This window comes from Fibrella aquatica (assembly GCF_041321135.1).
In the GTDB taxonomy this organism is placed as follows: Bacteria; Bacteroidota; Bacteroidia; order Cytophagales; family Spirosomataceae; genus Fibrella; species Fibrella aquatica.
The window spans coordinates 347,876-369,473 of record NZ_JBGGWF010000003.1 but is presented as its reverse complement, the minus strand read 5'-3'; the positions used below and the strand labels follow the sequence as shown (position 1 = coordinate 369,473).

Here is a 21,598-nt window from a genome sequence, read left to right as displayed (position 1 = left end):
TATGTTTGTACTAAATTCCTGATTATGTCTCTAGCTATTGGCGACTTAGCCCCCGATTTCACCACTACTGATCAGCATGGTAACCCACTGACACTCTCCGATTACCGGGGCCGAAAAATAGTTTTGTACTTTTATCCGAAAGACGATACCCCCGGCTGCACCGCGCAGGCCTGTAGCCTGCGCGACAACTATACTGAACTGAAAAAGGCCGGTTACGAAGTTTTAGGAGTGAGTATCGATCCACAAAAAGCGCATAATAGGTTTATAAGTAAGTACGACCTTCCGTTTTCACTGATTGCCGACACTGACAAGGCGGTTGTGGAAGCGTATGGTGTCTGGCAAGAGAAGTCGATGTATGGTAAAACATACATGGGCACTGTTCGCAAGACCTTCATCATCGACGAGAACGGCCTAATCGCCGACATCATTGAAAAAGTAGACACAAAAAATCACGCAACGCAAATCTTGAAATGAATTAAGAGCGGTCCGCCGCTGCGGTTAAGAATTAAGAGTTGCGCTGCCAGAGCCAGTCTACACTCATTAGCAATTCTTAATTCTTAATTCTTAACCGCAGCGGCGGACCGCTCTTAATTCTTAATTCTTATGACTATGGAAATACAACAACTCGAGCACATTGCTTCACAGGTACGTCGCGACATTTTGCGGATGGTATCTGCCGTTAATTCAGGCCACCCAGGTGGTTCACTAGGCTGCACCGACCTGTTTGTGGCCCTTTATTTCGACGTGCTTCGCAAGAAGCTCGATGCCGACGGCAAGCCGGTTTTCGACATGGACGGTAAAGACGAAGATCTGTTCTTCCTCTCGAATGGCCACATTTCGCCGGTATTCTATTCGGTATTGGCCCGAACGGGTTACTTCCCGGTATCAGAACTGGCTACGTTCCGTAAGCTCGACAGCCGGTTGCAGGGGCACCCTACCACGGCCGAGCACCTACCGGGCGTGCGTATAGCCTCTGGTTCATTGGGACAGGGTCTGTCGGTAGCTGCCGGAGCAGCCTTTGCCAAGAAGCTAAACAAAGACGACAAGCACGTGTATGTGCTGATGGGCGACGGCGAACAGCAGGAAGGTCAGGTTTGGGAAGCGGCTCAGTTTGCGCCGAACAAAAAGCTGGGCAACCTCACCGCGATCATCGACTACAACCTGGCGCAGATCGACGGCACCACGATGGGCGTCAATGACAACCGTGACCTGGCGGCGAAATACAAAGCCTTCGGCTGGAACGTGACCGAAATGCAGGGCAACGACATGGGTGATATCATCAAAACCCTGAAAGACGCCAAGCACGACCCCGAGGTTCCCACGCTGATTCTGATGCACACCCTGATGGGCTACGGCGTCGATTTCATGGCTGGTAACTACAAGTGGCACGGCACGGCCCTCAACCCCGAACAAATGGCCAACGCCCTCGGCCAACTGCCTGTGTACGCGGGCATGGAAGACTATTAAAAAAGAGTCTTTGCTGCTTTGCTGTTTCAGATTTGCAATCTGGAACTGACTAACAGCGCGTTTGCAACGCGCATTTACTAAAAAAGTGTTCATTAATGCGCGTTGCAAACGCGCTGTTAGCCAGTTCCAGATTGCAAATCTGAAACAGCACCAATGCAGATAAAACGCCTCGTCATCGAAAATTTCAAGTCCATTGAACGGATCGAGCTCATTGAGCCCAACCCGTTTACGGTCTTTGTCGGCCCTAACGGCTCCGGCAAATCCAATATTTTCGAGGCGCTGGAGTTTATGTACTTAGCCAACGCTACTAATGATCTTGTAGAAGATTTATTTGGCGGACAGGAGGGTTTTCTAAACAGGAGAAGTATAAGTAATTCTGTTGCAGTAGGTGTTGATCTTGGCGGCGTTACAGCTCGATTTGTTTATGACACTAAAAACGAAGAGATTGAGATAGGCGGCAAGGTTGATTCTAACGCTACCTTTTCTGGTAACTTCAAGGCACTTGACAAATTTCTAGAAAATTTTTCTCGCCTTTTTATCAAGAACACACCACTACAAAAACTTTCTCTTAATAATAACAAGCGGCTATCTCTTGCGGCTAGTAATCTTGAGAAGGTTCTTAAGCGCATTCTGAGCAACGATGTACTGAAACGTGAAATTTTTGAGTGGCTTGAGATTTTTGTGCCCAGCTTCAAAGCTGTCGAAATAGATGATCGAGACGAATTACATTGGTTTGAAACTGCTCATAGAAAGTATTTCACTAAAGATCTGATCTCTGACGGTACGTATAATATTCTTGCTTTGTTAACAGCCGTTTTTCAAAGTGAAGAACCACAATTCCTTTGTATCGAAGAACCCGAAAATGGTCTCAACCCAAAAGTAACGCGGGAGTTAGTTCACCTATTTCGGTTTGCCTGTGAAGAGTATGGCCATTATATCTGGCTGAATACGCATTCACAATCGTTGGTTTCGGTGCTGACACCTGAAGAGATTATTTTGGTGGATAAAGTGGATGGTGCAACAAAGACGAAGCAGGTAGCGGGAATGAATCTGCATGGGTTACCGATGGACGAAGCCTGGTTGTCAAACGCTCTTGGCGGTGGTATTCCGTGGTGAAGCTGGGTATCATATGCGAGGGTGAATCAGAGAAGATAATCTTCGATTCATCCGATTTCAAGGCATTGATGAACAGCTACCAAATAGAATTAGTAGATGTGGTTGTTGCAGGTAGTAAGACGCAATACCGGGCAGACTTTCTGCCAAAGCACCGACAGATTCTGCTGGATAAAGGCGTGGAGCGAGTTATTGCACTAGTTGACTTGGATGACGATCAGTGTATCACGTTGACTAAACGAACAGTCCCGTCGTTTGACGACCAAACTGTGGTAGTAGCTGTTAAAGAATTTGAGAACTGGTATCTCGCCGATACAATAGCGCTAGGTACGTTCACAGGTAGTGATCAACCGGTCGAAAGACCAGAAGGGTACGTTGAGCCACTAGATGAGATTATCCGTCTGCTTGGCAAACGCTTTCCGAAGAGTAAACCTAAGTTGGCCAACAATATGAAACGTTGTGGCTTCTCTATTGAACGCGCGGCTGAACATCCGAACTGTCCGTCGGCGCGGTATTTTTTGAATAAATTGCAAACGATCGCTTCGGCGAATTGAGAATAACATGAAAAAATTCGAATACACAGACAAAAAAGACACCCGGTCTGGCTTCGGCGCGGGGATTTACGAACTGGGCAAAACAAACCCGAATGTGGTAGCCCTCACCGCCGATTTGGCCGGCTCACTCAAGCTCGACGCCTTCATCAAGGATTTTCCGGATCGGTTTATCCAGTGTGGCATTGCCGAAGCAAACATGATCGGCGTATCGGCTGGTCTGACCATCGGTGGGCACATTCCGTTTGCTACTACGTTTGCTAACTTCGCTACGGGTCGCGTATATGACCAGATCCGGCAGTCGGTGGCGTATTCGGAGAAGAACGTAAAAATCTGCGCGTCGCACTCGGGCCTGACGTTGGGCGAAGATGGCGCTACGCACCAGATTCTGGAAGATCTGGGCATGATGAAGATGCTGCCAAACATGACAGTTATCAACACCTGCGATTACAACCAGACAAAAGCCGCCACTATCGCCATTGCCGAGCACGAAGGGCCGGTATACCTGCGTTTTGGCCGTCCGGTGTTGCCCGTGTTTACGCCTGCCGATGAGAAATTCGTGATTGGCAAAGCATGGCACATGAATGAAGGCGACGCCTGTTCGGTGTTTGTAACGGGTAACCTGGTGTGGGAAGCGGTACTGGCGGGCGAGATGCTATCGGCAGAGGGCATCGAGATCGACCTGATCAATATTCACACGATCAAGCCACTTGACCAGGAAGCGATTTTAAATTCGGTGAAGAAAACTGGTTGTGCCGTATCGGTTGAAGAACACAACATCTGGGGTGGTCTGGGCGAGAGCATCGCGCACGTATTGTCTCAAAACTTGCCAAGCCCTCAGGAGTTTGTTGGTACAAAAGATACCTTTGGTGAAAGCGGAACGCCCGACCAACTGTTAGAGAAATACGGTCTCAAAGCCGCCAACATCGCCGACGCCGTTAAGCGGGCAATAGCAAGGAAATAATTAAGAATTGAGAATTAAGAATCAAGAATGGCTCTGCTGAATAACGTACCTGAGCAGAGCCACTCTTAATTCTTAATTCTCAATTCTTAATTCTTACAAATGACTGACCAGGAACTACTCGAGAAATACCGCGATCCGTCGAGCCGGAACTATGCCTTTAATCTGATGGTAAAAAAATACCAGCAGAAGATTTATTGGCATATACGGAAGATGGTAATCGACCATGATGACGCCGACGATCTTGTTCAGGACACGTTTGTGAAGGTATGGGCCAGCCTGGAACAGTTTCGGGGCGACAGTCAGTTATATACCTGGATCTACCGCATTGCTACCAATGAATGCCTTAACTTCCTAAACAAGAAACGTCGCCGGTTTTTTCTGCCCATTGGCGATGTGGAAGGCGAATTGATGGAGAAACTGGAAAGCAACGCTGATTACGTGACGTCGGGCCTTGATCCTAGTGGCGAAGAAGTGCAGTTAGCTTTACAGAAGGCATTACTTAAGCTACCTGATAAACAACGACTTGTGTTCAACATGAAATACTTCGACGACATGAAATACGAAGAAATTTCGGAAATTACAGGTACGTCGGTCGGTGCTTTGAAAGCGTCTTACCATTTGGCCGTAAAGAAGATTGAGGATTTTTTAACCAACCGTTAAACCCCGGCGCGGGCTGAGCATCAAAGGAGTATGAACAGTAAAGAACCAATACGGCTTGAGGAGATCGACGCGGGGCATCCCCTGCGCCAGCATCCGTTTGAAGCGGTAGGTGCTGGGGTTCCTGACGGATATTTCGACACGCTGGCTTCGCGGGTGCAAGCCCGGGCAGCCCTTACACGCCCACAAACAACCGGCCCGCTCATCAGCTGGTCGTGGGGACGTACGATGACCTCACTGGCAGGTGCCGGACTTGTGGCCACGCTGGTGTGGCTGACATGGCCGCAACGCCAGGACTCGATCGGTCAGGAAACATTAAGTGGCGTTAGTGATGCCGCTATTGTTGCCTATTTCGACGAACAGGGCCTTAACCCCGACGAAGTGACCGCGCTTCAGCGTGACAACGCCCCGGATGATGACGTCTCATCATCACTTCAATACCTCGACATTAAATCCGACGCCATTCGGCAACACCTCGAATCGCAGGATATCAGCGATGAACTTACGAACCCCGACTCTTAACCATTCGCTATAGAACACACCTATGAAACACCTAGTATTGGCCCTTCTGCTGCTGACTACCGTATCACTGGGACGCGTGATGGCGCAGAGTGACATTCAGAAGATTGAGTCGCAGAAGATTGGTTACATTACCAACCGCCTCAACTTGACTACCGAACAGGCTCCCCCGTTCTGGGCTATTTATAACGAGTACAACGGCAAGAAAAAAGACCTCAACCGTAAAATTCGGCAACTAACGGGCGAGAATTCACGACAGGGCATTACCGCCAACGATGCCGCTGTATTGTCGCACCTAAAAGAGTTGAACGCAGCTAAGCAAAAACTAGGCGATCTCGACGAAGAGTACATGCCCCGTTTTCTGAAGGTTGTAAGTCCCACTCAGTTGCAGGAATTGTATAAAGCCGAACGTAACTTCAACCGAATGTTGCTGGAAAAGCTAAACAGCAATCAGGACTAGTTACGCACTGAATCAATAAAAAAGGCCCCCGTTTCATCCGCTGAAACGGGGGCCTTTGTATGTATATTCCTCTTTGGGCTATTAGCGCATTTCTAACGTGTGACTCAGCGCCTTGCCCTCATGAGTCACCTTATTTACTGGCTAATTCTTTCGTGCTGCTCTTCCCCTTCTCCACTGATTTCATGACACGGAAGAAGTTACCACTCCAGATTTTTTCGATGTCTTTCTTCGAATAACCGCGCCGCACCAGTTCAATAGTTATGTTCTCGTACTCGCCAACATCGAAACAATCAGCCAAGGCACCGCCGCCGTCGAAGTCGGCTCCCATACCTACATGGTCAATACCAATTACTTTCACGATGTGGTCGATGTGATCTACGGCATCTTTCACGGTGGCCAACTGTACCGGAAATTTCTGGTTGACCGCCATCAACTCCGCGCGGGCCTTTTTCTGATCGTCTTCCGACAGTTTGCTCATTGCGCCCATCAAGCCACGCCGATCTTTGGCCCCCCATTTGTCGAGCACCGTTTTCAGAGCGGCCTCGCGCGCCGGGCTGGGCGGGATGGTTTTGATATAATCACTTAGTAGATTAAGCTGAACTACACCGCCATTTTTGGCCAGTGTCCGCAGCATATCATCGGTCAGATTACGCGGGTGATCACAGATCGCTTTGGCCCCCGAATGCGACGCAATGATGGGTACGTTCGACAGGCGTATGACATCGTAAAACGTTGAATCTGACACGTGCGACACATCGACCATCATGCCCAGGCGGTTCATTTCTGTCACCACCTGCTCGCCCAGTAGGCTCAAGCCCTGGTATTCGGCTCCTTTTGGGTCAGTCGAAGAGTCGCAAATGTCGTTGTTGCTGGAGTGGCAGAGGGTCATGTAACGGGCACCGAGGTCGTAAAAGCGCTTCAGCATGGTAATATCGTGCCCCATCGGGTAGCCGTTTTCGACGCCAATAAAAATAACCCGTTTGCCCGTCTTGCCAATCTGGTATGCCTCGTCGGGTGTGGTGGCAAGCGCCGCCTCCGATGACGTATTTTTCAAAGTCGTATGTACGGCTTCAAAAATGCCCAGCGCTTTCGATTTTGCGATTTCGTGCCCTTCGGTTGTGCGAGGCCCCTGCCCCAGATAAACGGCCCAGAAAATAGCGTCGAGGCCACCGCGCTTCATACGGGGATAATCGACTTTACTGTTCGTTTTGTGGGCGTCGTTGTCTTTGGTCACGTCGAACCCACCCCGCGACAAAAGCATGGGTGTATCGGCGTGGGTATCAACGGTAAACGCCTTCTCGTGAATTTTGTGCGCTTTCTTCAGTAACGCTTTCTCGTTTTGCGCTGAGGCAGATAGGGATAGGAACGCCAGACAAGCGGCTGTATATAACTGGTTTTTCATAGTTGTATGGGTTGGGTAGAGGTTGTATGGCTGGATACTTCACGCTACGTGCCCTTCGACAGGCTCAGGGTGACAACTCACTCAAGCATGTACATGACGATCTTGAGTGGGCGTGTCACCCTGAGCCTGTCGAAGGGCACGTAGCGCGAAGCAATACAACACATTACACTTAAAACTCTATCTATCAATTATTTAGCGAACCACAACTTCATCCGCATCGTGTTCTGACCTCCCTGACGAGTCAATGCCTCGTTATAATTAGCGCGGTTCAGCGATTCTTCCGAACCCGGATAAGGCAGGCGAGTTGGAATCACGTTCAGGTTCGTGTTTAGTGTGGGCGGCGCGAGCGCAGGGATTCCGGTGCGGCGGAATTCGGTCCACGCTTCCACACCTTGTCCGTACAAGGCAATCCATTTCTGTTCCATCAGTTGGGTATACCCTGCCGTACCACCCGCATACGCATTGGCGGTCAGGTACGTTGGCGACGCCGTCAGGCCGTATTGACCGTGCGACGCTTTGATGGCATCGGTATACAAAGTGGCGGCATCACCGGCGGCGACAATTCCCTTATGCGCAAATTCGGCTTTGATAAACAGCGATTCGGCGTAGCTGAGCAGTACACCCGGTGCCGTAGCGGCCACGAAGTAATTACCCACTTTAGACGTTTTTGAAAGGCCCAGTGCGTTGGCATCCGAGGCAGCCAGTCCGTTTGGTACGCCTTTGTAATCGCCCCCATCAGCGGGAGCATTGGCGTAAATAGCCAGTCGGCTATCGCCCAGGGTTTTCATCTTGTTGACCAGTGTAGCTCCGATACGATGGTCATCGCGGGTTTTTCGGTTTTCGTTGATGGGGTTGTTGCTCGGTGCTGCCGCCAGATACACGAGTTGAATGTTATCGCTGTTAGAGGCCAACGTGGGGTATTTCGCCGGGTCTTTCAGGATTCGCTCAATCTCGGATTTAGCGTCGATCGGTGAATCGGCTTTGCCCAGCATCCGGTTCAGAATACGCAGGCTCAGCGTATTGGCAAACTTGCGCCACTTCGTTAGATCGCCGTTGAGCAGAATATCACCGCCAATCGCCTTACTCCGATCGGCCACGTCGATCTGTTCACCAGCGGCTTTCAACTCGGCAACTAAACCAGCATACACCTCTTTCTGAGCATCGTATTTGGGTTGCAATGTCCCTTCCAACCCCTGAATGGCCTGTTTGTACGGAATATCACCGTACACATCAGTAAGTACCGAGAAAGCCCATGAGCGCATGATGACGGCCACCGCCTGGTAATTGGTGTTGCCCGTTTGCTGCCCAATCTTGTAAATACGCTGATAATCGGCCATTGCCTCAATGTACAGCGTTTGCCAACCGGTGTTGGCCACATCGTTGGTTACGGTATACTGGTCAATATCGGTGTACTGAATGCGGGCCCACTGCTGCGAGAACCCCGCGCCCACGTCCATACCCAGCGAGCCGCCAGAATAGGCATCAACGGCGGTTTGTATGCCGTGCGGCATAAACAAATCGGCTGTGGCGTTAGTCGGCGTGTTGGGGTTGGTGTTGATGTCGGCAAAATCGCCGGTGCAGGCAGACATACCCAGAAACAGGCTGGCCAGAGCGGCTTTATAGCGGAGCGAATAAACGATTCGTTTCATGATTTTAAGTTGGTATACCGCCGACGTCTGAACTTGTACAGGCATTGCCTGACGTCGACGGTTGAGCCGGTTTATAGGTTGAAGCTGACGTTGAAACCGATGGAGCGCGTTGATGGCGTTTGCCCGTTTTCAATACCCTGTAGGTTACCGTCGTTGTAGTAGCTGGTTTCCGGGTCGATGTGCGGCAGGTTGCTGTAGAGCAAAGCCAGGTTACGACCCACGGCCGAAATCGTAATATCGCGGAAGGGCAGGCGGCTGAACACTTTGCCCGGCAGGCGGTAGGTTAGCCGAACTTCACGCAGTTTCACGTAGCTACCGTCGAAAATGGTGTTTTCGTTATTGGTCAGCAGGTAGTATTTGTGGTGCCACTCTTCCGACGAAATCAGTTTGGTGTTGGGTACGTAGGTCGGGTTCTCGGCGGTACCGGTATTAACGACCCCTTCGCCAATGATACCTGTTTCGCGGCCGAGCGTTGTTTCGGCTAACACGCCCGTATACCGACCAATGTTGATCGATTGCGAGAAAATATCGCCGCCCGCTTTAGCATCGATCAGCGTGCTGAGCGACAGCGTCTTGTAGGTAAACGTGTTCTGGAAACCACCTATCCAGCGAGGGGTGAAGTTACCCAGTATCCGACGTACCGGATCAACGCGGGGATAGCCACTGTTGTCGTACACGATATTACCCGACGGGTCGCGCAGGAAACCTTGCCCGAAGAACGTGCCATATGGCTGACCAATGCGTGCTTCGACAGTCATGCCGCGAACGCTGCCCAGGGTGTATGTGTCGAGCCCGTCGGCCAGTGAAACAACTTTGTTCTGGTTACGTGCCCAGTTCACGGCCATATCCCACTGAAAATTGGCTGTTTTCACCGGAGAACCCGTCAGTTGAATTTCAAGCCCTTTGTTTTGCAGACGACCGGCGTTGAGCAGTTTTGAGTTGAAGCCGGTAGCACTCGATATATTGACGTTCAGAATCTGGTTGTACGACTGCTTGTCGTAGTACGTCACATCGACCCCCACTCGGTTGTTCCACAGTTTCAGTTCGGCTCCAATCTCATACGAATCGGTCAACTCAGGCTTGAGAGCCGCGTTTAGCATGGCGTTGCTTTCGGCGAGTGAAGGCGTTGATCCCCATGCGTTGGCGTAGTTGTACGTTTGAAGCAGATTGTATGGATCGGTATCGTTACCAACACGGGCCACGCCAGCGCGCAATTTCGCGAATGATAAAACGTCTGAATTTACCTTGAAAATATCGGTCAGGATAGCACTTACCGCCGCCGACGGATAGAAGTACGACAGGTTATCGGCCGGCAATGTGCTCGACCAGTCGTTCCGAACGGTCAGATCGAGAAACAAGTAGTTACGGAAGCCGATGTTCGATGAGGCATACAGGCTGTTGATCACTTTGCGCGAGTACATGGTGCCGTCTGTTACCGGACGCTGACGGGAGTTACCAATGTTCCAGACGCGCGGAATAGCCAGTTCAGTAGCACCGGTGTAGTTACGCTGAATGAAGTTGGTCCGGTTGTTACCACCTACGTTGGCCGTTACGTCGAACTCGCCAAACTTACGGGTTGCATTCAGCAGGAAATCAGAGTTAGACTCCTGCACAAAAACCAGGTCTTCGTTGTAGCTGTCGAACAAATTAGATGTGCGGCCTGCATTTTTTGTTTTGCGGCGATCCTGGTAAAAATCAGTGCCCGAACGAGCCGTTAAGGTCAGCCAGGGCGTGAATTTGTAGGTAGCGGCCAGGTTGCCAAACAAGCGGTCTTTAGCATTTTCGCGGGCGCTTACATTCAACTGGTAATACGGGTTTGTCCAGTAATTGTAGTTCCAGTTGTTCTGGTAGATGCTGCCGGGAGCCTGGTAGTTTTTCAGGCTCTCCATATCGACCTGACGGCCAAACCAGATGAAGTACAGGCCCCAGTTAGTGCGGTTATCACTGCCATCTTTAACGTAGTTTCCGGTGGCCCGAATGCTCAGTTTGTCGGTCAGGTTCCAACCCGCGTTGAGGGCAACCGTACGGCGACGGTAATCAGTATTGGGCAGAATTCCGTTCTGACTCAGTTCGGTATACGACAACCGAAAATCGCCCTTTTCACTCCCACCCGTCAACGATACGTTGTTGGTCAGCGTACGACCTGTCTGATAAAACTGATTCACGTTATCGGGATGAGCAATCCAGGGTGTGGCTTGCCGAACACCATTGACAATGGGTGAATCGAACTGCTCGATCAGGCGACCATCCAGTTTAGGCCCCCAGCTTTCGTCAACCCCATCGTTGATACCAGCCCCTCTGCCATCTACGAACTTAAAGGTTCCTTTTCCACCTTGACCGTATTCATTTTGCCACTCAGGCTGCCGAAAAGGGGTGTCGAAGGTTGTATTAGAGTTAACCGCTACGCCGATGCCTTTCGACCCTCTTCCACTTTTCAGGGTAATCAGGATAACGCCGTTGGCACCCCGCGAGCCGTATAGGGCGGCAGCACTTGGGCCTTTTAGTACGTTAATATTTTCGATATCATCGGGGTTGATCGACGCGGCTCCGTTGCCATAATCGACGGCCGTGCCCGAGCCAATATTACTATTATCGATCGGCACACCATCGACCACAAACAACGGCTGGTTATTACTCCCGATCGAGTTAGAGCCCCGAATAAGTACCCGCGACGATGCGCCGGGGGCGCCGTTGGAGCCGGTCACCTGCACACCTGCAATCCGGCCCGACAGGGAGTTGGCCAGATTGGTTTCGCGGGCCTGTGTCAATTGCTTACCGCTGACCTCCTGCACCGAGTAACCCAGCGCCTTTTTCTCGCGGGTAATACCCAGAGCAGTCACTACTACTTCGCCCAAAATAGAGGCATCTTCTTCGAGCGTTACCGAAAGCGTTGTATTGTTTCCAACGGGCAATTCGGTGGGTTTATAGCCGATATACGACACAACCAGCGTGGCATTAGGGGGCGCATTGAGAGTAAATTCCCCGTTGGCGTTGGTGGTACTGCCCCGATCAGTACCCTTAATAATTACGTTGGCACCGGGTAAACCCGTTCCGTCTGATTTGGAGAGCACCCGGCCAGATAAAGCCCGATCCTGTGCGTAGCCCGAGAAGCTGTAGCCTACTAGCATAGCTAAACAGCACATAGCAGATAGTATTCTATTCATGTGGGGTTGTATTTGGAGATGATAAAAAGAGTATAACTATTTCAATAAAAATTCAAATCTTAAAGAGCCGCAAGACAGTTTCAGAGACGCTAAGAGTAGGTCACTTACCGGTGCAGGTATGATTTGCCCAAACTCTCACTTAAAAATGTTCGCAGATAAAACTACTATATTGTTTCAATTAACATCTATTAAATTCGTTAATTATTAGATAATTCAAAATAATTGTTTGTCAAATAGCATTTTATAGAAATATATTATTTTTGGTAACTTATAATTCTGACCACTACTTATTTAGTACATCATTAGAACGAATCACAGAAAAATTATAGGATTTTTCTTATACTATAGTCAGTTAATACTATGTCGATTAATCATCTGGGATCTAACCACGCAAAAAGCCCAACCGGCCATAGTGGCAAGTTGGGCTTTTGTGTAGTTGGTCGGTAAAAGCAGGCGTAACCTACTCGGGTTGCAATAACGCCGATTAGTCAGCAGCGAAAACTGTGTCACGTAGCCGGTTCACTACCTTCACAACATGGTCAATGGCCTGGTCAATATCGGCTTCGGTAGTAAAACGGCCCAGGCTGAAACGTACTGAACTGTAAGCCAGATCATCAGACAACCCCATAGCCTTTAGTACGTGCGACGGATCAGTAGACGCCGCCGTACAGGCAGACCCATTGGAAACGGCAATATCGCTCAAACTCATCAGCAACGCCTCTCCGTCTACGTGTGCAAAGGCGAGGTTCGCTGTATTGGGCAACCGGTGATCGATAGCGCCGTTCACCTTCACACCGGACAGTTGTGCCCGAATGCCTTTTTCGAGTGCATCGCGCAGGGAGGCAAGGCGAACGGCTTCATCGGCCATGTCGGTGCGGGCCAGTTCAGCAGCTTGCCCAAGCGCTACAATGCCAGGTACGTTCAGCGTTCCCGACCGGCGGCCCCGCTCGTGCCGACCACCGTCTTGCTGGGCAATAAGTGCTGTTTTCTGACGAACGAATAAGGCTCCTACACCCTTTGGCGCGTAAAGTTTATGACCCGAAAAGCTGAGCAGATCAACCGGCAACTGGGCCATGTTCACGGGAATTTTCCCCACTGCCTGCGTCGCGTCAGTATGCAGAAGTATGTTACGGCGTTTAACGAGCGCGGCAATATCAGCGAGTGGCTGAATAACGCCCGTTTCGTTGTTGGCCAGCATCACCGACACCAGCAAGGTACCTGGCTGGATAGCAGCATCTACCTGCTCAGACGATACCAGTCCATCGGCATCGGGAATCAGGTATGTTACCTGGGCCCCAAGTTGCTCTAAATGCAGGCAGGCATCCAGACCGGCTTTGTGCTCGGTGGCTACCGTGATAATATGATTCCCCCGGTGACTATTGGCTTCAAATACCCCTTTCAACGCCAGATTGATCGATTCGGTAGCTCCGCTCGTAAACACGAGTTCGTTGGGCAGGGCACCAATCAGCGCAGCTATCTGTTTTCGCGCCTTGTCGACCGCTTCTTCGGCTTTCAACCCATACACGTGGGTGCGCGAAGCGGCGTTGCCAAAATGCTGGGTCAGGTACGGTAGCATGGACTCCAGCACACGCTGATCAACGGGTGTGGTGGCATTATAATCCAGATAAATAGGGTAGTTCATCGGTGCCGGTTAGTCGCGTTCGTGAATGGGAGCCTGCCGTAGCCGAAGCGATGAACCGTCACGACCTGACAGGACGGCTTTGATTTCGGCCAGCATCGAAAGGGCAATCTCTTCAGGCGATGTGGCACCAATATCGAGGCCAATCGGCGCATGAACGCGTTCGTTCAGGCTTACCGTAATACCCTCCTCCGCCAGTTCCGATACCATTCGTTCGGTGCGTACGCGAGGGCCCAACACACCGATAAACGGGGCATCAGTGGCCATGGCTTTGGGTAGGTTGGCGCGGTCGGTGTTGAAATCGTGAGCCATCAACACAAAAGCAGTTTGGTCATCAACGGGAATCTGATCAAACTCAGCGGGTGGAACCAGTGCGTTTGCCTGGGCGAAAAAGGCCTTCGTTACTTTCTGCGGATTGGCCACCACAGTTGCCTGCCAGCCTAATTCGTTGATCAGCCGAACCAACGGATACACGTCGTACTGCTGCCCCATCACCACTACATGCGGTACGGGCAGTATAACCTCCACAAATACTTCGATCAATCGACCGTCGGACAGATCGACACGTACGGGTGCCGACTTCCCTTTGACAACGTACCTGCGAATAGCCTCATCCAGCGTGGCGCTGCCGGTTTCGTCACCAACGAAAGACAAACTTTCAACATCTGTATAAGCGTACATATCACCCATACTCAACGCATTGAAATGGCCTTCTAACTGGGTAATGGTTAACAGTATATGTTTTTTTCGGCCGCTCTCCACACAGCTTTTCAGCAGGTCGATAGCAACGGGCTGGGCCGGGTCGATCGGCGAAATCAGCACGTCGATGATGCCGTTACAGCCCAGCCCTACGCCAATTTGGTACGCATCGTCGTTAGTAGTATCGTAGGTGACCAGCGTAGGTTTAGCCTGCGCCATAGCCAGGCGAGCGCGTTTCAAAGCGTCGCCTTCCAAACAGCCTCCGCTAATACCACCTACCCACGCCCCGTTGTCCATAATAAGCATACGAGCGCCCGTTCGCCGGTACGACGATCCTTCGACCCGAACAACCGTGGCTAGTGCCGCTTTGGTCGTGGCCGGATTCATGTTTTGATAAGCGGTCAGGATATTGGTAATCTCTTTCATCAGCTGGTAGTATATTGATCTAAAAACACCAAACAAGCTGTGGTGTTGCAGGTCGCGCCAAAGAAACAACGATTTCACTATAAAAAATCGACCACCTGCTAAGCAAGCGCTGAAGTGTGTGTTCGGCGTAACCCCCAGGCTAAAGCTCCGCAAGATTGAATAGCGGAGCTTTAGCCCCCTTCAGGGGGTTGGGGGCCAACAAAAAAGCCGCTCGGCTGGTTGGCTGAGCGGCTTGGCAGGAAAGGTGGAATACGGTTGGTTAATAGCGCGACACTCTCAGGCTGGATAAACCACCGTCGTAACGGATGGTAATCTTTTTGGTCGACGTATTATAGTTAGGGCTCAGGTACGTGCTGTTGCCGACTTTTTCGAAATCATCATCGATATCGGTTGAGTTCAGGCCACCATCGGTTGTGAGTTTGACTCCCGCATCTTTTGGCACCCGAATTTTAACTGCGGCCATTCCCGATGAGATTCTAACGTCTGACTGAGCCGCTTTTTCGCCTAGTTTGAGATCGAGACTAGCAGCACCGGCTTCGATTTTGAGCGTTTTCACTGCGTAACGGCTCAGATCAAAATCAGCAGCACCAGCACCAAAGTCCATTTGCATATCCCAGAGCGGCGTTTCATTCAACTTCACAACCACTTCTCCGAAGTTTGAGTGATTGTCATCGTCGAAGAGGTTTATGTTGCTGTCACTGCCTTTGGCGGGCGACAAACGGATGGTAGGCACCTGCACGCCCGGCTTGCTTCCCGCCTTGTCGATGCTCATGCTGTAGACGTTCACGGCCTTGGTGCGGGCATCGATAAGGCGCGAGGTAGTCTCCTTCATTTTGAATTTGGCGGCCCCACCTTCCAGCACAAACCGCGCTTCGGCAGGTGCAGGTGCCATATCTTCAGAAAACGAACCTGTAGTCAGGTTACGGCTGTATGAGTGGTCGTTATCATCATCGTTATCGTCATCATCATCAAAATCCATATCCATAGACGGAGGATTCGGCGCGTCTGGTGGACTGGGCGGGCCAGGGGGACTGGGAGGATCAGGCATATTGAAGTGCATTGATATATCCCGGTCTCTATTGTAATGACGATTTCGACCCAGGTAGCTGAACAACCAGAAAGGCAGCGCCACGGCCAGAACACCCGTTGCCAGTACTGACATAACTGGAGTCGAGTTTTTCAGAATGAGCGCAATACCACCCAAAATGAGCAACACTGGCCATAATGTACGAACAAAGTGCCAGTCAGGCATTGGAAACAGATTCCAGTTTCGGGCCAGAAACAGCACGCCTAGCGTGATGCAGGTAAGGCCCCAGAAAAGGTTGCGTTGTGTATTCATGAGTGAGGGGTGAGGAGTGAAGGGTGAAGGGTGTTGTTTTCGCAAGAGTAATACAGTCGCGAAAGCAACACCCCTCACCCTTCACTCCTCACCGTTAAACCTGATTAATAGGCCGGTTAGGGTCGTAGGGATCGTTGGTTGGCGGTGTGGGGGGCGTGGGTGGTGTAGGATCACTGTCGAGGTAGCTCGTCGACGAATTGTCAATCGCCTTACGGTCACGATCTTTCAGGATAAGCCAGGCACCGAAGCCAATCAGCCCCAACGGCCATACGTCGCTAATGTCGATATCGGTGTAGCGTTCGAGCAGCGCGAATACGCCAATGATAATCAGGATGGCACCGCCTATGAGGTTGCCACGTTTTGGGTCAGAAGAAGCCATAGAAAAAGCAGGATTTGAGAAAACGGTTGATTGTGTTTGCGGTGAGAACCCAAACCGACGCTCAGGCAGCACAATCCACAAGATAATGTATAGAATGAGTGCTGGTGCCGAAGGAATAAAAATGCCCGCAACAAATAGTACCCTGATCAGCGTGCGATCTATGTTGAAGTAATGGGCCAGTCCGGCCGCAACGCCCCCGATCTGTGCTTCGTCGAGGTGGCGTTCCAAACGTTTTTCCATGGTAGTCGATATCTTCTGGTGAAGTAATGAGTCAAACGTACCGGGTTGAGGTTAAACGGCAAATGGAGTTGGTAAGAACGGGTACGGGTTTTGATGAAGGGGCTTTTTTATCGTTAGTTGGTATTGCATAGTAGCGGGTAATAGATGGCAAGCGACTTTCCGTTCTCAAGTTAAACCTTAACCCCATTGATGGGTCTGTATCGCCATTTATCAAAAGAAAGCGGAAAGCTATAGTTACACGAGTGATCTTCGAAACATCAACTACGCTACTTATGCGATCACTACTGCTTGCCTGTCTGCTTCTGTCAGTAACGTACCCAACTCAGGCTCAAACCGCCAACACCGACCCGGTTGTCGACTTCATTCGTAATAACCCAACCCGTTCGGCTCTGTATGTTGTTCGGAATGATACGGTACTGGTGAGCCAGCGGCCCAATCAGAAGATGCCGCTCGCGAGTGCGGTAAAGACCATTATCGCCATTGAATTTGCTAAACAGGCCGCCGCCGGTAAAATAGATGTTACCGAGCGCATCCCGCTTGCCGACCTCGACCTGTATTACTTACCCAACACCGACGGGGGCGCCCATCCCGGCTGGAAACAGCAGCTCACCGCACAGCAACTCATCAGCGGCCAAACCGTGGCGCTGCTGGAAGTGGCCAAAGGCATGATTCAGTTCAGTTCAAACGCCAACACCGAATACCTCATGGATCGTTTAGGGCTAGATGCGATCAACGCCAATTTAAAAACGCTGAACCTGCCCAACCACGACCCGATTTATCCCATTGTATCAGCCCTGTTTCTATATTCTATCCCGCCATCCGATTCCGCCAAAACGCGCCGGGAAACACAACAGCTATCGGCGAAAGCGTATGCGGCCCAATGCAACACCATCCATACTCGGCTGAAGCAGGACAAGAGCGGTACACTAAAGCAAACGTTCATCTTCCCGAGCATGGCCCTGCAAAAAGTATGGTCAGATCGTTTGCCAGCTTCAACGGTTCAGGAATATGCGTCGGTGATGCAGAAAATAAATGCGCGCACCTACTTCTCCCCTGCCGTACAAACCATCCTCGACGCTGTTATGGAGTGGCCGTTGGCTGTCAATCCAGGCAACAAAGAAGTGTATAAGCACATCGGTATGAAAGGCGGTTCAACAGCGTTTGTTCTTACCAATGCATTCTATGCCGAGACGATCAAAGGCAATCGGGTAGCGGCGGCGGTGTTTTTCAACAACCTGACCGACACCGAATTCAGCATGTTGATTCAGCAACTCAACAAACTAACCATTCGATGTATCGGCAAAGCTTCGGCTACCTCACTCGCCGAAGCACTACACTAACTCTCTTACCGCTCGAATCGCCGCTTCGCTGCCTTGAAACCGCTCATACTCGCCGGGTACACTGCTAGCCATAGGTACGTTACTACGTCGAAACTGCATGGGACTTTCGGTCGTCACACTACCACTCATATGTAGGGCAGATACCCCCGTTTGGGCTAGTAGAACCGCATTTTGCGCGTTTACACCCGACCCCGCCATAATAGAAATTTTCCCATTAGCCTGTTTGGCAAGCGCTTCCAGTAAAGGCAGTGCGTCGATAGCCCGGGGTTGCTGACCGGATGTTAACACAGTTTGTATCCTCAGTTCGATCAGCACGTCGAGGGCGGTGTGGGCATCAACGGTCAGGTCAAAAGCACGGTGAAAGGTGACCGGTAATGGACTGGCACAGGCCACTAACCGGCGGGTTGTTTCACGGTCTACACGTCCATCGGGCAGCAACGTACCCAGCACAACCCCATCGGCACCGGCCAGGCGGGCTGCTTCAATATCGGCCTCCATTGCGGCCAGTTCGTAGGCTGAATACACAAAATCACCGCCCCGTGGCCGAATCATGACGAACAGCGGCAACGATGTAGCAGCCCGAGCCTGACGAATCAGTCCCAGACCAGGTGTTATACCGCCTTCTGCCCGACCGGCACAGAGTTCAATCCGATTGGCCCCGGCCCCTTCCGCCGCCAAACAATCATCAACAGAATAAGCACAGACTTCTATAAGCATAAGGTTTGGGTTTCGTGTTTGACGTTTCGTGTTTGACGTGCTTCGCTGATCAACAACTATCTCATCAGCGAAGCACGTCAAACGCTAAACTTAAAAAGTAGAACAAACATCGTTTCCTGTTTCTATGGCACAAATAACCAACCAAAATCAATGCGTCTGTTACGTCTTTTTGTTGTTTCGCTGCTGATCGTTTCCGTAGCGGCCGCACCTCCCAAAAAACAACGTGTTACGCTGAAGCGCGAAAACGGCCGGGTAGCCGTTCTGGTCGATGGGCAACTTTTCACCGCCTATATATATCCCGGCCCCGACGTACTGAAAAAACCGGTGCTTTACCCCATTCTGACCGCCACAGGCAACCCCATCACCCGAGGCTGGCCAATGGACCCTCGTCCCGGCGAACGGGTCGACCATCCGCACCACGTTGGCCTGTGGTTCAACTATGGCGATGTAAACGGGTATGATCTTTGGAATAATTCGTCGTCGGTTGACCCGAAAGGCATCTACGGCACCATTGTGAACACCAACATTGCACGGCTTAACGAAAAAGGAAACAAGGCGGAATTAACCGTTGAAGCCGATTGGCAAGATCGGGATGGCAAAACCATGTTGCACGAAACTACGCTGTTTACGTTTGAAGCAGACGGAAATACGCGCCGTATCGACCGGCAAACGACCCTCAAGGCCGCAGGAAACGATGTTGTTTTTAAAGACAATAAAGAAGGTATGCTTGGTTTGCGTCTGGCCCGTCAACTGGAACACCCGTCGAACAAAGCAGAACTATTTACCGATGCTTCTGGCAAAGCAACAGCCGTAGCCAAGTTGGATAATAGCGGTGTAACCGGAAAATATCGTAGTGCAACCGGCATTGAAGGCGATGCCGTCTGGGGTACCCGCGCCCCCTGGGTTACCCTCACAGGTACGTTGCCCAACAACGAAGCCGTTGCGGTCACCATCATCGACCATCCTGTGAATCCCGGTTACCCCACCTACTGGCACGCCCGAGGCTACGGCCTTTTCGCCGCCAATCCGCTGGCACCGAGTGTAATGTCGAGCGGGAAAGAAGCGCCAATGAACTACACGTTGAAAGCCGGCCAATCGGTTACCCTTCGTCACCGGTTACTCATCACGCCATCTACCCAATCAGACGAAGCATTGAACAAGGAAGCCGCCCGGTTTGCTAAGTGATATGGGTACGCGGATTGTGATGGATACGCGGATTTAAGGGATTAAACGGATTGACGCAGATTTTTTGATTTAAGCGGATTTGCTCTGCCTCGGCTCGAAATCCATTTAAATCAAAAAATCTGCGTTGATTCTTTTAAATCCCTTTAATCAGCGTACCCATATATCCGCGTATCCATCACAATCCGCGTATCCATTACAAAAATCCGCGCACCCATGTAATCCGTGTTATTTTTGCAGTGATGTCGCTGTTAACTGCCTCCAATTTACGTCGTGCCTACGGGCCGTTACCTGTACTGAATGAAGTGAGCCTGTCGGTGGCGGCTGGTGAAGTTGTTTCTATTGTGGGCGCTTCCGGAGCAGGAAAAAGTACGCTCCTCCATATTCTCGGCACCCTCGACCGGCCCGATTCAGGTACGGTAATGCTGGCAGGGCAAGACGTGTTTTCGCTGAATGATACCCAACTTGCTCGTTTTCGGAATGAAAAAATAGGGTTCATTTTCCAATTTCATAACCTGCTGCCCGAGTTCACCGCCCTCGAAAACGTATCTATCCCCGGCTTCATTGCCAACCGCGATGAGCGTGAGGTGCGGCAACGGGCACAGCAGCTACTGGCCAAATTGGGATTATCCAGCCGGGAAGGTCATTTCCCATCACAGCTATCGGGTGGCGAGCAACAACGCGTAGCAGTAGCCAGGGCGCTCATTAACCAACCCGCCGTAGTGTTTGCCGATGAACCAAGCGGCAACTTAGACTCGCGCAATGCCGAAGAGCTCCATCAACTCTTCTTCGACCTGCGCGATGAGTTTGGACAAACATTCATCATTGTCACCCACAACGAACCCCTCGCCGCCCTTGCTGATCGCACCATTACCCTGCGCGATGGGCAAGTTGTTTTGTAAAGAATACCTACTTATCCGTACTTTTCTGACAGCCGTTAAGTAGCTATGCTTAGTTAACGAAATTTAAGTTAAGGGTAATTAACTATTTGGCGCCTGATAATTTTCAAATTTATTTTATGAGTATTACTTTGATAACTAGCTATTTACGCAAAGCATATAAAATTTTTATTACATCTTTAACCGAATAATGAGATTTCTGCTTTATACTTGTAGCGAAAAGAAAAGTTTTTCATAACGTTGAGTAAATCAGAAAGCCAAGGGGGAATCTCGCTTGGCTTTTTTGTGTCTAAACGGGTCGGGTAACTACCCGTTCATCAGACCGCTCACAAGGGCTGCTCCTGACATAGTTCAATCAACACACCGTTGGTTGTTTTGGGGTGCAGGAAGCACACCAACTTGTTATCGGCGCCACGTTTCGGTGTTTCGTTCAACAGCGTAAAACCTTCTGCTTTTAGGCGGGCCATCTCGGCCACAATATCGGTAACCTCGAACGCCAGATGGTGAATGCCTTCCCCCCTCTTTTCCAGGTACGTGGCAATAGGGCTATCAGGTCGGGTAGGTGCCAGCAACTCAATCTTAGTCTGTTTTTCGTGGGGCGGGCCCGTTCTGAAAAACGAGGTCAACACCCCTTCCGAAGCTACTTCTTCTGATTTATAGGGCTGTGCGTTAAGCAGGCTGGCAAACAGCAGGTTTGAGGCAGCCAGATCACGAACGGCAATGCCAATATGTTCAACGTTGGTAAACATCTTCGGGGGGAGAAAGAAACGTAAGAGATTAATTGAATCACGC

At 50.7% G+C, this 21,598-nt stretch carries 20 protein-coding genes; 11 read left to right on the top strand and 9 right to left on the bottom strand.

The window, feature by feature from the left end; translation table 11 throughout:
* The first annotated feature begins 24 nt into the window (after positions 1–24).
* The 8 genes from bcp (at position 25) to ACAW87_RS09155 (ending at position 5,731) form a co-directional block, all read left to right on the top strand.
* Positions 25–474 carry a thioredoxin-dependent thiol peroxidase gene (bcp, locus tag ACAW87_RS09190; RefSeq protein WP_370723079.1) on the top strand — a complete coding sequence of 150 codons (450 nt, stop codon included), beginning with the start codon at positions 25–27 and terminating at the stop codon, positions 472–474.
* A 135-nt stretch (positions 475–609) separates the two neighbouring features.
* A complete protein-coding gene (locus tag ACAW87_RS09185) occupies positions 610–1,467 on the top strand; it encodes a transketolase (RefSeq protein WP_370723078.1) in 858 nt (285 codons plus the stop codon).
* A 153-nt stretch (positions 1,468–1,620) separates the two neighbouring features.
* Entirely contained in the window at positions 1,621–2,583 is a 963-nt protein-coding gene (locus ACAW87_RS09180; protein WP_370723077.1) for an AAA family ATPase, read from the top strand.
* A gap of 68 nt (positions 2,584–2,651) precedes the next feature.
* A complete protein-coding gene (locus ACAW87_RS09175) occupies positions 2,652–3,134 on the top strand; it encodes a hypothetical protein (protein WP_370723076.1) in 483 nt (160 codons plus the stop codon).
* Between the two features lie 7 nt (positions 3,135–3,141).
* Positions 3,142–4,095 carry a transketolase family protein gene (locus tag ACAW87_RS09170; RefSeq protein ID WP_370723075.1) on the top strand — a complete coding sequence of 318 codons (954 nt, stop codon included), beginning with the start codon at positions 3,142–3,144 and terminating at the stop codon, positions 4,093–4,095.
* 99 nt (positions 4,096–4,194) lie between these two features.
* On the top strand, positions 4,195–4,755 hold the full coding sequence (locus ACAW87_RS09165) for an RNA polymerase sigma factor (RefSeq protein WP_370723074.1): 561 nt from the start codon (positions 4,195–4,197) through the stop codon (positions 4,753–4,755).
* A 30-nt stretch (positions 4,756–4,785) separates the two neighbouring features.
* Entirely contained in the window at positions 4,786–5,274 is a 489-nt protein-coding gene (locus ACAW87_RS09160; RefSeq protein ID WP_370723073.1) for a hypothetical protein, read from the top strand.
* Positions 5,275–5,296: 22 nt separating this feature from the next.
* Entirely contained in the window at positions 5,297–5,731 is a 435-nt protein-coding gene (locus ACAW87_RS09155; protein ID WP_370723072.1) for a hypothetical protein, read from the top strand.
* A 130-nt stretch (positions 5,732–5,861) separates the two neighbouring features.
* Here the strand turns inward: ACAW87_RS09155 and ACAW87_RS09150 are convergent, their stop codons facing one another.
* The 7 genes from ACAW87_RS09150 to ACAW87_RS09120 form a co-directional block, all read right to left on the bottom strand.
* On the bottom strand, positions 5,862–7,133 hold the full coding sequence (locus ACAW87_RS09150; protein WP_370723071.1) for a dipeptidase: 1,272 nt from the start codon (positions 7,131–7,133) through the stop codon (positions 5,862–5,864).
* Positions 7,134–7,321: 188 nt separating this feature from the next.
* Positions 7,322–8,782: a SusD/RagB family nutrient-binding outer membrane lipoprotein gene (locus tag ACAW87_RS09145; RefSeq protein ID WP_370723070.1), complete on the bottom strand. Its 1,461-nt coding sequence runs from the start codon at positions 8,780–8,782 to the stop codon at positions 7,322–7,324.
* A gap of 71 nt (positions 8,783–8,853) precedes the next feature.
* The gene (locus ACAW87_RS09140) at positions 8,854–11,946 is read right to left on the bottom strand and encodes a SusC/RagA family TonB-linked outer membrane protein (protein ID WP_370723069.1); all 3,093 of its coding nucleotides are present in this window, start codon (positions 11,944–11,946) and stop codon (positions 8,854–8,856) included.
* Positions 11,947–12,430: 484 nt separating this feature from the next.
* Positions 12,431–13,588 carry a cysteine desulfurase family protein gene (locus ACAW87_RS09135; RefSeq protein ID WP_370723068.1) on the bottom strand — a complete coding sequence of 386 codons (1,158 nt, stop codon included), beginning with the start codon at positions 13,586–13,588 and terminating at the stop codon, positions 12,431–12,433.
* A gap of 9 nt (positions 13,589–13,597) precedes the next feature.
* Positions 13,598–14,710, bottom strand: coding sequence for an XdhC family protein (locus ACAW87_RS09130; RefSeq protein ID WP_370723067.1), 1,113 nt, complete (start codon positions 14,708–14,710; stop codon positions 13,598–13,600).
* Between the two features lie 259 nt (positions 14,711–14,969).
* On the bottom strand, positions 14,970–16,049 hold the full coding sequence (locus ACAW87_RS09125; RefSeq protein WP_370723066.1) for a toast rack family protein: 1,080 nt from the start codon (positions 16,047–16,049) through the stop codon (positions 14,970–14,972).
* A gap of 94 nt (positions 16,050–16,143) precedes the next feature.
* Positions 16,144–16,668 (bottom strand): PspC domain-containing protein, encoded by a 525-nt coding sequence (locus ACAW87_RS09120; RefSeq protein ID WP_370723065.1) that lies wholly within the window; start codon positions 16,666–16,668, stop codon positions 16,144–16,146.
* A 272-nt stretch (positions 16,669–16,940) separates the two neighbouring features.
* Between ACAW87_RS09120 and ACAW87_RS09115 the strand changes: the two genes are divergently transcribed.
* Entirely contained in the window at positions 16,941–18,008 is a 1,068-nt protein-coding gene (locus ACAW87_RS09115; RefSeq protein ID WP_370723064.1) for a serine hydrolase, read from the top strand.
* Here the strand turns inward: ACAW87_RS09115 and ACAW87_RS09110 are convergent.
* Positions 18,000–18,725 carry a copper homeostasis protein CutC gene (locus ACAW87_RS09110; RefSeq protein ID WP_370723063.1) on the bottom strand — a complete coding sequence of 242 codons (726 nt, stop codon included), beginning with the start codon at positions 18,723–18,725 and terminating at the stop codon, positions 18,000–18,002. The genes ACAW87_RS09115 and ACAW87_RS09110 overlap by 9 nt on opposite strands.
* Positions 18,726–18,875: 150 nt before the next feature.
* Between ACAW87_RS09110 and ACAW87_RS09105 the strand changes: the two genes are divergently transcribed.
* Both ACAW87_RS09105 and ACAW87_RS09100 read left to right on the top strand, forming a co-directional pair.
* A complete protein-coding gene (locus ACAW87_RS09105) occupies positions 18,876–19,910 on the top strand; it encodes a DUF6807 domain-containing protein (RefSeq protein ID WP_370723062.1) in 1,035 nt (344 codons plus the stop codon).
* A 239-nt stretch (positions 19,911–20,149) separates the two neighbouring features.
* A complete protein-coding gene (locus ACAW87_RS09100; RefSeq protein WP_370723061.1) occupies positions 20,150–20,809 on the top strand; it encodes an ABC transporter ATP-binding protein in 660 nt (219 codons plus the stop codon).
* 323 nt (positions 20,810–21,132) lie between these two features.
* Here the strand turns inward: ACAW87_RS09100 and mce are convergent, their stop codons facing one another.
* Positions 21,133–21,555: a methylmalonyl-CoA epimerase gene (mce, locus tag ACAW87_RS09095; RefSeq protein WP_370723060.1), complete on the bottom strand. Its 423-nt coding sequence runs from the start codon at positions 21,553–21,555 to the stop codon at positions 21,133–21,135.
* Positions 21,556–21,598 lie beyond the last annotated feature (43 nt).

Excerpts from the sequence above, each read along its gene's own strand:
- bcp (WP_370723079.1), top strand. The coding sequence starts at position 25 with ATGTCTCTAGCTATTGGCGACTTAGCCCCCGATTTCACCACTACTGAT.
- ACAW87_RS09185 (WP_370723078.1), top strand. The coding sequence starts at position 610 with ATGGAAATACAACAACTCGAGCACATTGCTTCACAGGTACGTCGCGAC.
- ACAW87_RS09180 (WP_370723077.1), top strand. The coding sequence starts at position 1,621 with ATGCAGATAAAACGCCTCGTCATCGAAAATTTCAAGTCCATTGAACGG.
- ACAW87_RS09175 (WP_370723076.1), top strand. The coding sequence starts at position 2,652 with ATGAACAGCTACCAAATAGAATTAGTAGATGTGGTTGTTGCAGGTAGT.
- ACAW87_RS09170 (WP_370723075.1), top strand. The coding sequence starts at position 3,142 with ATGAAAAAATTCGAATACACAGACAAAAAAGACACCCGGTCTGGCTTC.
- ACAW87_RS09165 (WP_370723074.1), top strand. The coding sequence starts at position 4,195 with ATGACTGACCAGGAACTACTCGAGAAATACCGCGATCCGTCGAGCCGG.
- ACAW87_RS09160 (WP_370723073.1), top strand. The coding sequence starts at position 4,786 with ATGAACAGTAAAGAACCAATACGGCTTGAGGAGATCGACGCGGGGCAT.
- ACAW87_RS09155 (WP_370723072.1), top strand. The coding sequence starts at position 5,297 with ATGAAACACCTAGTATTGGCCCTTCTGCTGCTGACTACCGTATCACTG.
- ACAW87_RS09150 (WP_370723071.1), bottom strand. The coding sequence starts at position 7,133 with ATGAAAAACCAGTTATATACAGCCGCTTGTCTGGCGTTCCTATCCCTA.
- ACAW87_RS09145 (WP_370723070.1), bottom strand. The coding sequence starts at position 8,782 with ATGAAACGAATCGTTTATTCGCTCCGCTATAAAGCCGCTCTGGCCAGC.
- ACAW87_RS09140 (WP_370723069.1), bottom strand. The coding sequence starts at position 11,946 with ATGAATAGAATACTATCTGCTATGTGCTGTTTAGCTATGCTAGTAGGC.
- ACAW87_RS09135 (WP_370723068.1), bottom strand. The coding sequence starts at position 13,588 with ATGAACTACCCTATTTATCTGGATTATAATGCCACCACACCCGTTGAT.
- ACAW87_RS09130 (WP_370723067.1), bottom strand. The coding sequence starts at position 14,710 with ATGAAAGAGATTACCAATATCCTGACCGCTTATCAAAACATGAATCCG.
- ACAW87_RS09125 (WP_370723066.1), bottom strand. The coding sequence starts at position 16,049 with ATGAATACACAACGCAACCTTTTCTGGGGCCTTACCTGCATCACGCTA.
- ACAW87_RS09120 (WP_370723065.1), bottom strand. The coding sequence starts at position 16,668 with ATGGAAAAACGTTTGGAACGCCACCTCGACGAAGCACAGATCGGGGGC.
- ACAW87_RS09115 (WP_370723064.1), top strand. The coding sequence starts at position 16,941 with ATGCGATCACTACTGCTTGCCTGTCTGCTTCTGTCAGTAACGTACCCA.
- ACAW87_RS09110 (WP_370723063.1), bottom strand. The coding sequence starts at position 18,725 with ATGCTTATAGAAGTCTGTGCTTATTCTGTTGATGATTGTTTGGCGGCG.
- ACAW87_RS09105 (WP_370723062.1), top strand. The coding sequence starts at position 18,876 with ATGCGTCTGTTACGTCTTTTTGTTGTTTCGCTGCTGATCGTTTCCGTA.
- ACAW87_RS09100 (WP_370723061.1), top strand. The coding sequence starts at position 20,150 with ATGTCGCTGTTAACTGCCTCCAATTTACGTCGTGCCTACGGGCCGTTA.
- mce (WP_370723060.1), bottom strand. The coding sequence starts at position 21,555 with ATGTTTACCAACGTTGAACATATTGGCATTGCCGTTCGTGATCTGGCT.